This is a genomic window from Lactobacillus sp. UMNPBX12, from assembly GCF_002553955.1.
Lineage (GTDB): Bacteria > Bacillota > Bacilli > Lactobacillales > Lactobacillaceae > Lactobacillus > Lactobacillus crispatus.
This window is the reverse complement of record NZ_PCYY01000010.1, coordinates 57,331-71,987: the sequence shown is the minus strand read 5'-3', so window position 1 is coordinate 71,987 and position 14,657 is coordinate 57,331. Positions and strand designations below refer to the sequence as shown.

Sequence of the window (14,657 nt, the reverse complement as noted above, 5' to 3'; positions counted from 1 at the left end):
AATAAAAAAGTCAATCAACGAGAGAGATTATTTACACAAACTTCTTGACAGTCTCTGCATATGTCTGCAAGCATACTTATTAAGCCATTAGTTACAATCAACGTTAAATTAAACATAAGGAAATTACATCAAATTGAAAAATATCAACAATAATCAAAACTTAAACTTTACTCAAGTTAAAGATATCTTAGCTCAACAGGCAATTACTATTGCTGCCAAAGAACAATTAAGTTCCGTCCAACCAAGTAGCAATTTACATAAAGTAGAACAACTGCTTAATGAAACAGAAGAAGCCGTGAAGATTTTGAAATTACGGCAGCACATTCCTTTTGCCAGTTCTGAGGATATCGAGCATTTAATTACTAAAGCTGAAAAAGGACTAATCTTAACTCCCGATGATCTAGAAAAAGTAGCAGAATTTTTACGAGTAAATCGCCTACTACAACGCTTTTTAGCCAGACATGAGCAGCTAGCACCATTACTCAATGCATATGTCCAAGACATGACGCTATTGCCAGACATTGAAGATGCTATTTATACTACTATTGAACATGGTCAAGTACGCGATGAGGCAGATCGTGAACTAGCAAAAATGCGCCGCGACTTAAAGAAATCTGTTACTGAACTCAAAACTGCATTAAATCATTTTTTGACTAGTAAACCTAATCAAAAAATGATTAGAGACGCAATGATTGTTGAAAAAGAGGGCTACGCTACCATTCCAATTAAAGCAAACTACAAAAATCAATTGTCAGGGACTATTGTGGCTGTTTCTAATGGTGGACAAACCGTCTACTTTCAACCTGCTAAGGTTGTTCGTCTAAATCAGCAAATAACCAATTTAAAGGCACAAATACGTAATCTAGAACTAGCAATCTTAGGTGCTTTAACTGCAAAAATATACGACGTGAAGGATGATATTAAGCGTAACATTGAACTAATCACTTTACTAGATATGATTTTTGCTAGGGGAAAGTTTGCACAAAAATATAATTGTATTAGGCCTAAAATTAATCGTGAAAATTCTCTTGTTTTACGTGCAGTGCGGCATCCCTTGATCATTAATCCTGTTCCGTTAACCTTAGAATTAACCCAAGAAAATAGTGTTCTAATGATTACAGGACCAAATGCTGGTGGTAAAACCGTCGCGCTTAAAACTACTGGTTTGATGATTTTAATGACCGAACTAGGTCTGTTTTTACCAAGCGATAAACCATGTGATATTCCATTAATGGATGACGTTTTTACTTTAATAGGTGATCACCAGGACCTAGATAATTCTCTGAGTACTTTTTCAGCCGAAATGAAAGATATTGCCATGATTACCAAATATGCTCAATTCCATAGTTTAGTATTATTAGATGAATTAGGGACAGGGACAGATCCAAATGAAGGAAGCGCACTCGCTATTGGAATTCTACAAGAGTTGTATTTACGTGGCTGTTTAATCATGGCCACAACACACTACAGCTCTATTAAGGATTTTGCTAAGCAGCATGATGGTTTTATCACAGCTGCAATGGATTTTGACTTAAAAAATCTGCAACCTACTTATAAGTTAAAGATAGGAAGTATTGGTAATAGTCGAGCACTATGGATCGCCAAAAAATCAGGTATTCCAGAAAATGTTCTGCATCAAGCAGAAGCCATATTAGCGGGTAATAATTTACCTTTATCTTTAAAAAAACGTTTCGTTCACCAGCGGAAAAACAAAAGCAACCTGGTTGTTAAAAAAGAATTTCATAAAGGTGATATTGTATATGCTACCAATTTAAAAGAAGAAGGAATCTTTTATAAATATCTTCCTACCCAAAATGCAGCAAAGATATTTGTGGCAAAAGAATTTGTAGAAGTACCACTCAGACGTTTACAATTAAGACGACTAGCTAAAGACTTGTACCCAAAAGGATATAACTTAGATTTACTCTTTGTTAAAGACTGGCAAGATTATAAGTTTAATCGTGATCTAGATCGTGGCTCCAAAAAAGCTTACAAGAAATTGAAACATTAATAAAAAACGAGTTTGGAATTGAATAGCCAAACTCGTTTTTGCATTTAATTTGATTAATCGTGATTTTCTTTTGAGATCTCATTGAGAGCCGCACGCTGTTTTTTCTGATCAACATGAGTATATAGATCGGTGGCTGAAGTGCCTTTTTGACCTAGCTGTTGTGCTACAAGCACTTGATCTTTAGTTACTTCATAGAGCTCAGAAGCAACCGTATGACGTAACTTATGTGGGGTAAGGGGATGACCAAAAGCTGCAGAATACTTATTGATCATTTTTTCAATTGCGTTAGTTGTAATTCGCCGCGTTTGACCATGCCATTGAGTTAAAAAGAATGCCACTTGCTTACTATCTGCATGATAGCGTTCATTACGAATACCTTTATATCGCTTGATATAAGGAAGTGTCCATTCTGCAATTGGTACACTATCTTTTTGTCCGCCTTTTCTAGTTACATCTAGTACAGCATCCTTAAGGTTTAAATCACTCAAATCAACGCCAGCACATTCAGACACCCGAATGCCGGTACCTAAGATTAATGCAGCAATTGCCATGTCACGTTCTTTGTTTTGCTTAAAACCAATCTTTGCTTGCTTATTACAATGGTTAATATAGTCCTGATCAATAAAAGTCAAAAATTCAAATTTTAACTTACCAGTGTACATGTGGCTTTCAAGTACATGAGCCCGATAATTAAGTGTTTGCGTATCATTTAAAGAATTAATTTTAAGCATTACATTCCGCTCAAAATATGGCTCACCATGATTATTGTCGGCAGTAATGGTTAAAAACTTAAATAGGGAGCGTAAAGCATTAATTGAGCGATTAATCGTAGTGGGGGAGTTTAGTCGGCCTTGCTTATTACGGGTATGTCCTAAATAATCAATATACAGCATTATGTCATTGCGACGTAAGTTGGCTAATGTATCCGTAGTAACATGAGCATTATCTGAAGCAGAAGAGATATTTTCTTGACGTAGCCAATCGAAGAAGCGTCGAATTTCAGTTAAGTACTGGTAAGTAGTAGTTAATGAATGATTAGTACCAAGATTAAATTGCTTAACAAAATCAGGCAATTTATTTACTTCAATTTGGATCAATTCTAGGTATTTAGCAGTTTCCATATCTGCTCCTTTCACGAACTAATGTTTATATTATATCATACAAATACGTTAATCATAAAAAAATCACCTATTCTCAGGAATAGGTGATAAAAAACAGTCTAATTTAAAATTACTGCGCTCATTCGAACGTGAATATCTATAGTACTAACGTAGAAAAATGATTGCAACTAAATTTAACTTAGATAATCATGTCACTATAACTAGAATACCAGCAACGCTTATAGAAAACTCTTAGCATTATAATTATAGCAACAGTGATTGCTCGTCAGTAAGTAAGGGCAAATTACATTTAGTAATTCAAACATTACTTACAAACATATGTTGTTTGTATGGTACAACACTTTTCAATCGTTTATTTTATGCTCTTTATTGCTAATGTTCAAGTAAAATATAACATTTTTTATAAAGAATCGAAAAAAGCTTATTTTCCTTGTTTAGTCGTATTTTTTGGCTAAAAATTGTACAATAGATGAAAATACATTATGTGAGATGAGGAAAAAGTATGACAAAAGAAATTAGTGTAAACTTCCAAGCTAAAAACCCTAGTGGTATCAAATTACTGAATCGTCTATATGATGGTCACTTAGTGTTAAACGACATTGGCGTTCGTTTAGATGAACAACTTAATAATGAAGATGAAGAATTGACTGTACCAACTCAAGCAGATGTAGATAACTTGAGTGAGACTTTTGGTAAAACTGTCACAGTTTTCAGTGATATTGCCGATGCATATGGGGATGTAAATAATTTTGCGGAAAACTTTGGTGGCACCACTAAGATTTTTGCTCAAAAGTTAATTACTGAACTAGTAGATTTCAATAATGGTATTGCGGACATTGGAGATTCCGAAGGCGGTTTAGAAAACTACGATAACGATAAGCTTAATGACTGGATTAATCAAGTAATGAGCGACATCGTTGAAACTAATGAAGCATTTAATGCATTAATTGATGATAAATAATAAAAAGTGTCAGTCCTTAAAATGAGGATTGACACTTTTTATCGTTAATTGCTTTTTAAACTGGACATTGGATAAACTGTGTAATCAGCACGGTAAACAAATAGACGATGACCATCAATCACAAATTGAGTTGCATTCTTCATATCACTCTTATGAATTGAGACGTGATTTCCAATAAAGACAGCAATCGGCATTCCTAATTGGCTTCTAATCATTACTACTCTTGAGCTACCATTCCAATCGTTTTTAAAATTCTGATACATTGTATTTAACAGAGGAACAGAACGATTTTGATCGTCGATCTTAACTTTTTTGTTAAATGCATCCTCGTAGTTTTTCAGTCCTTCATAGGCAATCATAGTAGAACCAACGTGAATCATTCGATTATTGCCATAGTCAACATCAATTACGCTAGAATGTTCAGTGCCATTACTACTTTTCTGTGACATCTTTTTATCAGTATGAATATTAACTGACTTAGCTTTGATCTGGTCGATCTTTTGTCCATTAGAATCATACGTTGATACTGTTAAGGGCAATGCCCCAATCTTAGAGCGCATAGATAATTCCCAGTTTTGAAAATCACTACAACCAGTCAGAGAAAGCAATAATACTCCAAGACCTAAGAATAAAGCTAACTTCTTTTTAAATTTCATCCTTATCTTATCCTCGTTTCTATATAATGCCTTAATTTTAACATGGGTAAAAAAGGGATGCAGATAAATAAATTGGAAATGATTCGTCAGTTCATTTACGTTTTAGGGATGCATCAAAAAAGCAGCAAATATTTGCTGCTAAAAATAAATTAGAACTTGTCTGCTTTAACGTAAGCATTTTTACCAATTCGATAGTAAGCTTCATTATTGATGTAATGTTTAGGGCCATAAGTCTTGATCGGTGAACCGGATTTTTTAGTAGACCATTTTGTATTAATGGTGCCATCATTTTTATACACTTTAGCATCAGCTTTAAAGACGCGTGAATTGCCTAGTACGTTACTTGCCATCACATACTTGTCTTCACCGACACGAATCATTGATTTGCCTTTAATTCTCACCTTATTGTCATAATAAGTAATAGAGCTGTAAGCATTATAAAAATCATTTGTCCGGTTGCTATTTTTGTCATAAACATATGACTTGTACATAACTGTAGCTGTTTTCTTGGTATTGGAGGCCTTAGGAGCCTGTGAGACTGCCGCGTTACCTGCGATTGATAATGGCAAGACTGTAATATTGCCATCAGTATTCATTCCGCGCCAATTATCTGTGAACTGCCAGATTGCGACACCATCCATTGAAGGGAAGTATTTAAAGTTGGGTTGGTCTACTCGGCCTGAAATCGCATATGCGGCTACCCAGAGTGAATTAGGATACTTGTTCACGATAGATGGAGTATTAATATTGTTTTGCAAAACGGAAGAACTAGCATAGAGAAGTGGTTGATAGCCAGCCGCCTTAATTTGATCCATAAAGGCAATAATAGCCTTAGCTGTTACATTTTTACCATTAGTAATGATATTGCCCTGACCAGTTTCATAATCGCAGGCTAAGTATGAGCCAGCTGGTAATCCCAACGCCTTAGCAGAAGAAATTGCGTATTGCGCTTCGCGCTTAGCGGCCGATGAACTTGAACTAAAAGTTGCAAAATGATAAGCCATCGGCATCATATCATTAGCAATAGCAGATTTAATCTGATTGGCTGCCTTAGGGTTGCGATAACTGGTTCCCTCACTAACTTTAACGATTGCAAATTGAGAACCAGCCTTGGCATGAGCAGTTAAATCTGCGCTTTGGTAGCTGGCAACATCAATTCCAAGGGCTTTAGCAACAACTGATGTTGATGAAGCTTGCACAATGCTCTCTGAGTCAGAGAAACGAGTCATTTGAGATAAAAGTGTGACACCTGCATTCGTTAACATAGTTGCACATGCTAATTTAATAATTGATTTCCTTTTAAACAATTTATGTCCTCCATACTTAGTGGAGAGAATCTTATCTATATCTCTCACATAATTTATACTTTATAGACTACAGATATAGTTCTCAAAAGGCAATAGATGAGATCATTTATTAATATATCAGTAATCAAACCGAAAAAAATTGAAATCAAATTGAGATATACAATAGACAAAAAATAAAGAATTAGTCGTGGCAAGAAATATGCCCCAAATCTAAAGAAAAGTATAAGACAGTCAAATAATATATTTTAAAAGTGACAAGAAACAGTTCATTCGCTTAAAATAAAGATAGTTAAAGAAAGCGCTTTGTTTAATCAGAAATGTGATAAGATATTTTGCAAGAAAGCAAAGGTGATCAAAATGCTACATTGGATTTGGGTATTAATTGTTGGTGGAGTAATCGGCTTAATTGCAGGTGCTTTAACTGGACATGGTAAGTCAATGAACTGGATTGCTAATATTTTAGCAGGATTGGTTGGATCTTCACTAGGCCAAGCCCTTTTAGGGGAATGGGGACCGAAGGTTGCGGACATGGCAATTGTACCGTCAATTTTAGGTGCGGTTATCTTGGTAATCGTCGTTGCCTTCATTATGAATAAAATTAGACCTGCAACAGATTGATTTTATTCAGATTTTTATTCTAGCTAGATAAGCAAAGAGCCTGATTGGACGAGTTATGTCTGATTTCGGCTCTTTTTTCGTCTTCCCTGGTCAGCAGAGGAGGGGAGATAGAGGTATAAGGTTATAATAATGAATTAAAATGTTGCTTGTTTGTATAAAGATTGAGTAACCACGACAAATTAATTCATTAAAAAGAAATCTTAGAGTGATTCTCAGCATTTTTTGAAGATTGAAACTTTATTTAGATGTCTTATTCATGTAAAAACACAGATTTAAATAGCGACTTGAGTCATGAGTTTAGTAGAATTATCATTTTTACCGCTTGATTATTTATTTAAGAAATTTCAATATGTGTATTATTACAGCCAATCTTAAAAATAGGGAATAAGAATAAATATAAAAGCACTTAATACCGATTTGTATGTAGCAAAAAGAGCAAAGAATTTATAAAATATTTTTTTACGAATTTAAAATGAAATACAAAACGTTAAAACAATAAAAATAACAAAAGCACAAAAGCACAAATTTACCAAAATTAGGCTTTTGCGAGATAGGTTTATCTAGTGATCATTAAAATTTTTGTTTTAAAGAAAGTTATAGCATAAAAATAAAAAATGGCTTTATAGATACTAAAGGCAAAACTAGCAAATATTACTCAACTATTTTCATTATTTTTAATTAGAATTACTTTACCATAACTGTTGCAAAATACTTCTCTTTGAAGGTTGTTTTATTGATTATTGTCAGCATATTATTCAATTCAGACTTTTAGCCATAAAATATACAGATAACTAATCATCTAAAAAATTATCTCAAGAATATCTAGGATACCATTGATTTACTCTTAGCCATAAAAGTAATTTTATCTAGCTTGATTAACTTGATGAAAAACTATAATTCCAACCATCAATAAAACCATTACTTTTAAAAACTGGTTCATACAAATGAACAACTAACTATTAAACTATAAAACAACTATTGATCAAAATAAATGAATTTGGTCATAGAATTGCGATCTCAGCATGTAAAAATTTATTGAGAGTTGATTTTCTTATCATAGTCAGAGTAAATGAAGTAAAAACAAAAATTAAAAAAGCAAAATTCATTTTTTGAAAAAATAAATAACCTGAATTCGAGTTAACAAATCCAAAATAAGACTTATTTGCTGAAACAATTAAATTAATTATGACTTCTATTATTAAATGGATTGTTTTTTTAATCCGGCTTTACATAATATTAATTATACGCACACTGATAAAATTATTATTTTTCAGATTGGTCGCTTTCTTCTCACTCACAACCTCTTCAAAAAAACACTTGCCAATTATGACAAGTGCTTTTAAAATCATTTTGAAAAATCAATTTTTTTATTTCGTCTCAATGCAATGATATAAACTAAATTAATCGTCGTTAAAAAAATGACTGCAATCCAAATAGTTTTTAATACCAATAATTTTTGCAGTAAAGCTGAAATTATTGCTCCAACTGCAAATGCAATTGTTAACATCATATAATTAACGGCAGCTGTATGTTTACTTTTGTCTTCACCAAAGAAAAATGCACTCCATGCAACAACCGATTTTTTTAAATTTCCAGTTGTAAATGCATTGTTATAACCCATGCCTTCAATTTTGCTGAAAGATGCGTTTTGAATAGCCAATCCAAACGCAATAGCAGGCACAATATAATAATTAGGAACACTTTTAGGCAAAAAGCCCACTACAATACAAATCGCTAAAATTGGAAATAAGCAAAATACTCTCCAATAGTGACTTTTCACATATTTATGAAAAAGTCCTACTAATAGCAATCCTAAAGAAAAAGCAATAAACGTACTAGCTCGATTAATCATTCCAGGAACATTATGATCAGCTAATGCTGAACTAAAAAAGATAACGTTTCCTGTTTGTCCAGCGGAAAGCGTATGTCCTCTCTGGATATATGTATATGCATCAATAAATCCCCCACAAAAAGTTAACGCACACGCTAATTGTCGTGACTCTGCAGGCCGATTACTATTTAAAACCTCTTTTAAACTCATCAAATCCCCAATCTATTTTTATATCCTTTTATACATTATAAGCTTAAAAACTTAATAATTAGTATATTTTTTTAAGCTTTTATTTCATTTCTATTTTAACAATAAAAGTATTCAATTTAAGACTATACTATAAACTGTAGTGCCTAATAGCACTGATTACGCTAAAAATGTACATTTATAAACAAATATAATTTCTTATTATTTAATATAAGTGTATGTTGAGAATATTAAAATAGTCTATTCATTTTTTACATAATTTTATATAGGCTATAATAGACTATAAGTTACTTGAAAGGATCGAATGCTTGTGAATATTAATTTAGGAGAAGAAATTTCTCGTAGAAGACGTGAACAGAAACTAACACAGGAAGATTTGGCTGAGCTAAGTGATCTTTCTGTAAATTTTATTTCACGTGTGGAAAGGACTAAGGACCAAAACATTAGTATTCAGAAGCTTGATTCTATTGCCAAAGCTTTGAATACTACTACACCCGATATCATTAACAATGCCTATCGTGCTAAAAAAATCAAGCCTGAAAAAATTCATGATAACAATACACCCGTTTTCATGAAAAAAGTTATTAACGAATTAAGAAAATTACCAGAACCTAAGGCTGAACGCGTATGTAAGTCTTTGATCACCCTTCTAAAAGAAATGAATAATTAACAAAAACGTGCTGTTTATTCCGAAAAAACAGCACGTTTTTGTTAGTCATCAAACTTTGATCCTTGGACTTGGATCGACTCAATAGTTATATCTTCTAGTGGTTTATCCATTTTATCTTTTTTCGACTTAGCAATTTTATCAACTACATCCATGCCTGTAATTACTTGTCCAAAGACTGTATGACGACCGTCAAGCCATGGAGTTCCGCCTTGCTTATAAGCATGAATAATTTCCTTTGGATAGCCTGCGGGTTCCATCTGTTTTATGTAACGCTTAGGCATATTCTTGTTTTGAACGATAAAAAATTGACTACCATTAGTGTTAGGGCCTGAATTAGCCATTGATAATGCTCCGCGAATATTAAAAAGTTCTCGTGAAAGTTCATCTTCAAATGGATGCCCCCAAATGCTTTCACCACCAGTGCCATTTCCTTCAGGATCTCCACCTTGAATCATAAAGTCGCTAATTACGCGGTGAAAAATAGTACCATCATAATAGCCTTTTTGAGCTAAACGAATAAAATTTTCAACCGTCATTGGAGCTTGTTCTGGAAAAAGTTGAATTTTTATTTCACCTTGATTGGTTTTCAATACAGCTGTTGGTCCCTGTTGATTTTCTAAATTTAATTGTGGGTATTTCAATATTTTTCTCCTAAAATCAGTTTTAATTTTTAGGTAAAAAATAAGAGGCAGTTAACCCTACCTCCTATTTTTTACATCATTACTTTTAAGCATTAAAAGCATCAGTAAGAGGTGGAACAACCTGCTTCTTACGTGATACTACACCAGGTAATTTAACTTCTGAATCACTAAGTTGCTTATTAAATGCTTTTTCGAATAATGACTTAGTCTCATCAGAGCCAACAACTAAAGCTTCTGAATCTGAGTCAAGAATGTTAGTAATTAAAAGCATAAACATATCATAACCATTATCCTTAGATGAAGCATCCATTGCCTTTAAAAAGGCTTCCTTACGTTCTAACGCTTCAGGTAAGTCAACAACATTGATTTGTGCAACACGGACGTTGTGACCATTTAATTCAAAGCTCTTGGCATCTAAATCAATCAATTCTTCTTCTGACTTGTCACTGATGTTAGTACCAGCCTTAAGCATTGCTAAGCCGTATTCCTTGTAATCTACGCCAGCAATCTTAGCCAATGCTTCTACAGCCTTTTTATCCTTATCTGTAGTAGTTGGTGATTTAAGAAGTAAAGTATCTGAAATAATAGCTGAAAGCATTAAACCAGCGTAGTTTTCTGGAATTTCAATGCCAAATTCATTGAACATTCTCCAAACAATGGTTGAAGTACAGCCTACAGGTTCTGCACGGTAATATAATGGATCAGCGGTATTAAAATTCATTATTCTATGGTGATCCACAACATGAGTAACCTTAACTTTGTCGATGTCTGAAACACTTTGTTGTGGTTCATTGTGGTCAACCAACATAACAGATTTAACTTCTGGAGCAGCTTCTTTAATTACACGAGGTGCTTTAAAGCCGAATTTTTTAAGAGCATATGCAGTTTCATCATTAGGCTCACCCAAGGCAACGGCTTCAGTGTTGTAACCTAACTTGTTTTGCAAATATGAAAATGCAATAGCAGTGCCAATTGCATCAGTATCTGGATTTTGGTGTCCAAAAACAAATTCTTTTTCCATTAAATAAATTGCCTCTTTTTCTAATTATTTTATTTAATTTCTTCACTTAATAGTTTACTAAAATTATTGTTCCTATCCAAGTTATTGTCTAAGAAAATCTGTAATTCCGTTAGTAATTTCTTCATCCTAGGAACATCTAATTTTCCTCTACGATAAACACAAGCAGTCGTAAACTCAGGCATATTTTTAATATAAACAGGAGTCAAATTAATCTCATCCTTATGCGCCTCATAGTAAGTCTGATCTACATAAGTATCAAGATCAGTATTTTCTGCAATTTTGATCATTTCCTTAGTAGATGCAATTTTAAACGGAGTAATGAGATCAATCTTTTTACTAAAGTTAAGTCGCATTAATCTTGATAAGTAGTAATTCTCCGGATATGCAACCCACTTTCTGTTGCCAAAACGAGTAACAGAATATGTCCCTCCTGCTTCCACATTATCCTTGTGAGTCAGTACAACAATATGCTCAGGGCAAATATCACGATGATTGTATTGATGACGGAAATTAGCTCCTGTTTTATTAGTAGTATCTGGCATATACATAATCGCCATATCAATCATATTGGAATCAAGTCTGTGCCATAGCTCTTTGCGGTCAAAGTAATCAACAGTAAAAGTTACTTCTGGATACTTTTTATTGAAGTAACGTAAAAATTGGTAGAAAAGATCAACATGTACGGACTCTAGAATACCAATTGAAATATTGCCTTTATCTGACTGGGTATATTCTTGAATGTCACTAATAACACCATTAATGGTATTTAGCAACTCTATCGCTGCTGCTTCCATTTCTTTACCAGCTTCGGTTAGGTATAACTTCTTCCCCATTTGTCCAAATAATGGAGCACCAATAGCGCGTTCCAATTTTTTTACTTGCTGAGTTAAAGCCGGTTGGGTAATACCTAAAATTTGTGCAGCTTGGGTATAATTCATCGTCTCAATCAATTGTAAAAAATAACGCAATGATTTAGCCGATAAAATAGTATCACTTTTAGACATAACGATTATCTCTTTTCTAAAATATTATTTTACGATAAGCCATGTCCCATAACACTGCTATTATCTATCCAAAACAAAACAGTGTCAAAACATATGTCTTAACACTGTTTTTAAAGATTAATATATTGTTTTAGTTAAACTCAAATCTTAATTTTGACTACTAATGGGTCTTCCCAATTCAATACTTACAGGCGTCCCATCAACGGTAGTATCAATAACAAATGAGCCGTTAGAATAACGATCGCCTAATGGATAATCCGTAGTTTTAATATTTACATGACGGTCACTAGAAGTAGTGACATGTAACAAATGATCTTGAGCATATGGCATTAGAGCAACAATTCTATGCGGTTTATTCTTCAATTCCCGCAGTACTAGTACCCCTCGCTTGGCTCTAGAAACTTTATTAACTAGTTTAAGTTTGAATTGCTTAAATGCCCCACGTTGAGTAATTAGCCCAACATGCATTAAATCAACATACTTAGAATCAACTAGGACATAATTTACGATATAATCGTCATCTTTCAAGTTAGCAGATTTAACACCTACTGCTTTAGCTCCTGAAGTTGGTATCTCGCTAACATCATATCTAATTGCATAGGCGCGATGAGTAAATAATGTGATTTCCTTATGGTTATCTGATTTGATCAAATCTACCCCAACCACATAACTATCCTTGCCCTTTAACTTGATAGCTGTCATTGCACGTGACTTATAAGTTCTCGTCGGCTGTAAGTTAGCTAACTCCAATTGTTTGATATAACCGTCATTAGTAGCCAGAATAAAGTTGCAATCAGTATTCAATTTATCAAATACAAAGACGCGAATAATTTGCTCATCACTGTCTAATCCAATTTCTTGTGATAGGTGTTGTCCTGTTTCTTTCCATTTGGTTTCAATTAGTTCATGTACTGGACGATAAATGACATTCCCCTTATTGGTAAATAAATACAAGTTAGTCAGGGTAGATAGTGTGTTTTCATAAACTACTTTGTCACCATCTGGTAAACCATTGTCATCATCATTAGTTGACTGATATGAACGTAAAGATGAACGCTTTAAATAGCCATCTCGACTAATTAGTACTCTAACCTGTTCATCAGCAACTAAGGCTTTTTCATCAATTTCAACTTTAGCACTTTCTTCTGAAATTTGAGTTCGACGTGGATTAGCAAATTCTTTCTTGACTGCATTTAACTCTTTAATAATTTCTTTTTCTAAAGTTGCACGATCTGATAATAATTTACGGTATTTTTCGGCTAATTTATTTAACTTGTCTTGTTCAGCAATTAATTCATTAACATCCGTATTAGTTAAACGATAAAGTTGTAAAGAAACAATTGCTTCAGCTTGTTTTTCAGTAAATTTATACTTAGCTATTAAATTCTTCTTAGCATCGGCTTTATTTTTAGAAGCGCGGATGGTTTTAATTACTTGATCCAAAATATCCATGGCATGAATCAAGCCCTGAATAATCTCTAATCTAGCTTCTGCCTTATCTAAGTCAAATTTCGTACGTTTAGTTACAACGTCTTCTTCATGTTCTAAATAAGAAGCTAAAATTCGTTTTAGCCCAACTTGAACAGGAGTCATGTGATCAATAGCGACCATGTTGAAGTTATAAGATACTTGTAAGTCAGTATTTTTAAATAAATAATTTAAAATATTCTGCGCATCAGCATCTTTTTTCAATTCAATCACAATTGACAAACCATGGCGGTCAGTTTCATCACGAACTTCTGCGATTCCATCAATTTCTTTATTCAGACGGATTTCATCTATCTTTTTTACTAATAGTGCTTTGTTAACATCGAATGGAATTTCCGTAGCAACAATTTCTTGCCTATGCCCACAAATTTCTTGAATAGTGGTTTTGGCACGGACCTGAATTCTACCACGTCCTGTCCTATATGCTTCCTTAATTCCCTTAGTCCCCATAACAATAGCACCAGTTGGAAAGTCAGGACCTTTTACATATTTCATCAAATCTTCAAGAGAAGCATCAGGATGTTTCAACAAATAAATTGTTGCATCAATCACTTCACCTAAGTTATGTGGTGGAATCTCTGTAGCGTAACCAGATGAAATCCCAGTTGATCCATTAACTAATAAGTTAGGAAAGCGTGCAGGTAAGACTGTAGGTTCATACTCAGTATCGTCAAAGTTAAGCACCATGTTTACGGTTTGCTTATCAATATCTTGCAAAAGCATATTAGAGATTTTGCTTAAGCGGGATTCCGTATAACGCATAGCTGCTGGGCCATCACCATCCATTGAACCATTGTTACCATGCATTTCAACTAACGGTTCGCGCATCTTCCAGTCTTGTGATAAGTGCACTAAAGCCCCATAGATTGAGCTGTCACCGTGAGGGTGAAAGTTACCCATGATATTACCGACAGCCTTAGCAGCCTTTTTAAATGGTTTATCATAAGTATTACTATCTTGATACATTGCATAAAGGATACGCCGCTGAACTGGCTTTAAGCCATCTCGAATATCAGGCAAAGCACGTTCTTGAATAATATATTTTGAATATCGTCCAAAACGTTCACCCATTACTTGTTCAAGTGGCATTTCTCGAATTCGTTCTTTTGTGGCCATTAAAT

12 protein-coding genes are annotated in these 14,657 nt (G+C 33.7%); 4 read left to right on the top strand and 8 right to left on the bottom strand.

Features of this window, described 5'->3' with window-relative positions:
- The first annotated feature begins 133 nt into the window (after window positions 1-133).
- Entirely contained in the window at window positions 134-2,011 is a 1,878-nt protein-coding gene (locus CP363_RS05735; protein ID WP_089147056.1) for a DNA mismatch repair protein MutS, read from the top strand.
- Between the two features lie 53 nt (window positions 2,012-2,064).
- Here the strand turns inward: CP363_RS05735 and xerS are convergent, their stop codons facing one another.
- Window positions 2,065-3,132, bottom strand: coding sequence for a tyrosine recombinase XerS (xerS, locus tag CP363_RS05730; protein ID WP_057726712.1), 1,068 nt, complete (start codon window positions 3,130-3,132; stop codon window positions 2,065-2,067).
- Between the two features lie 502 nt (window positions 3,133-3,634).
- Here xerS and CP363_RS05725 point away from each other — a divergent pair.
- Entirely contained in the window at window positions 3,635-4,093 is a 459-nt protein-coding gene (locus tag CP363_RS05725) for a hypothetical protein (protein WP_098035983.1), read from the top strand.
- A gap of 44 nt (window positions 4,094-4,137) precedes the next feature.
- Here CP363_RS05725 and CP363_RS05720 read toward each other — a convergent pair whose 3' ends face one another.
- Together CP363_RS05720 and CP363_RS05715 are read right to left on the bottom strand one after the other, a co-directional pair.
- Window positions 4,138-4,749: a DUF5052 family protein gene (locus CP363_RS05720; protein WP_005719642.1), complete on the bottom strand. Its 612-nt coding sequence runs from the start codon at window positions 4,747-4,749 to the stop codon at window positions 4,138-4,140.
- Window positions 4,750-4,898: 149 nt separating this feature from the next.
- Window positions 4,899-6,056 carry a GH25 family lysozyme gene (locus CP363_RS05715; protein WP_020993030.1) on the bottom strand — a complete coding sequence of 386 codons (1,158 nt, stop codon included), beginning with the start codon at window positions 6,054-6,056 and terminating at the stop codon, window positions 4,899-4,901.
- 357 nt (window positions 6,057-6,413) lie between these two features.
- Between CP363_RS05715 and CP363_RS05710 the strand changes: the two genes are divergently transcribed.
- Window positions 6,414-6,674, top strand: a complete 261-nt coding sequence (locus CP363_RS05710) for a GlsB/YeaQ/YmgE family stress response membrane protein (RefSeq protein ID WP_005727307.1) — start codon at window positions 6,414-6,416, stop codon at window positions 6,672-6,674.
- 1,345 nt (window positions 6,675-8,019) lie between these two features.
- Here the strand turns inward: CP363_RS05710 and CP363_RS05705 are convergent.
- The gene (locus CP363_RS05705) at window positions 8,020-8,715 is read right to left on the bottom strand and encodes a YoaK family protein (protein WP_005719647.1); all 696 of its coding nucleotides are present in this window, start codon (window positions 8,713-8,715) and stop codon (window positions 8,020-8,022) included.
- A gap of 307 nt (window positions 8,716-9,022) precedes the next feature.
- Here CP363_RS05705 and CP363_RS05700 point away from each other — a divergent pair, with 307 nt between their 5' ends.
- Window positions 9,023-9,382 (top strand): helix-turn-helix domain-containing protein, encoded by a 360-nt coding sequence (locus CP363_RS05700; protein WP_013086385.1) that lies wholly within the window; start codon window positions 9,023-9,025, stop codon window positions 9,380-9,382.
- Window positions 9,383-9,423: 41 nt separating this feature from the next.
- Here CP363_RS05700 and CP363_RS05695 read toward each other — a convergent pair whose 3' ends face one another.
- From CP363_RS05695 to parC, 4 genes are all read right to left on the bottom strand, one after another.
- Window positions 9,424-10,023 (bottom strand): peptidylprolyl isomerase, encoded by a 600-nt coding sequence (locus CP363_RS05695; RefSeq protein WP_013086386.1) that lies wholly within the window; start codon window positions 10,021-10,023, stop codon window positions 9,424-9,426.
- An 85-nt stretch (window positions 10,024-10,108) separates the two neighbouring features.
- Window positions 10,109-11,044, bottom strand: a complete 936-nt coding sequence (locus CP363_RS05690; RefSeq protein ID WP_054832972.1) for a manganese-dependent inorganic pyrophosphatase — start codon at window positions 11,042-11,044, stop codon at window positions 10,109-10,111.
- Window positions 11,045-11,073: 29 nt separating this feature from the next.
- Window positions 11,074-12,048 (bottom strand): LysR family transcriptional regulator, encoded by a 975-nt coding sequence (locus CP363_RS05685; protein ID WP_065990332.1) that lies wholly within the window; start codon window positions 12,046-12,048, stop codon window positions 11,074-11,076.
- A 147-nt stretch (window positions 12,049-12,195) separates the two neighbouring features.
- Window positions 12,196-14,652, bottom strand: coding sequence for a DNA topoisomerase IV subunit A (gene parC, locus CP363_RS05680; RefSeq protein ID WP_098035982.1), 2,457 nt, complete (start codon window positions 14,650-14,652; stop codon window positions 12,196-12,198).
- Between the last annotated feature and the right edge of the window lie 5 nt (window positions 14,653-14,657).

Excerpts from the sequence above, each read along its gene's own strand:
- xerS (WP_057726712.1), bottom strand. The coding sequence starts at position 3,132 with ATGGAAACTGCTAAATACCTAGAATTGATCCAAATTGAAGTAAATAAA.
- CP363_RS05725 (WP_098035983.1), top strand. The coding sequence starts at position 3,635 with ATGACAAAAGAAATTAGTGTAAACTTCCAAGCTAAAAACCCTAGTGGT.
- CP363_RS05720 (WP_005719642.1), bottom strand. The coding sequence starts at position 4,749 with ATGAAATTTAAAAAGAAGTTAGCTTTATTCTTAGGTCTTGGAGTATTA.
- CP363_RS05710 (WP_005727307.1), top strand. The coding sequence starts at position 6,414 with ATGCTACATTGGATTTGGGTATTAATTGTTGGTGGAGTAATCGGCTTA.
- CP363_RS05705 (WP_005719647.1), bottom strand. The coding sequence starts at position 8,715 with ATGAGTTTAAAAGAGGTTTTAAATAGTAATCGGCCTGCAGAGTCACGA.
- CP363_RS05690 (WP_054832972.1), bottom strand. The coding sequence starts at position 11,044 with ATGGAAAAAGAATTTGTTTTTGGACACCAAAATCCAGATACTGATGCA.
- CP363_RS05685 (WP_065990332.1), bottom strand. The coding sequence starts at position 12,048 with ATGTCTAAAAGTGATACTATTTTATCGGCTAAATCATTGCGTTATTTT.
- parC (WP_098035982.1), bottom strand. The coding sequence starts at position 14,652 with ATGGCCACAAAAGAACGAATTCGAGAAATGCCACTTGAACAAGTAATG.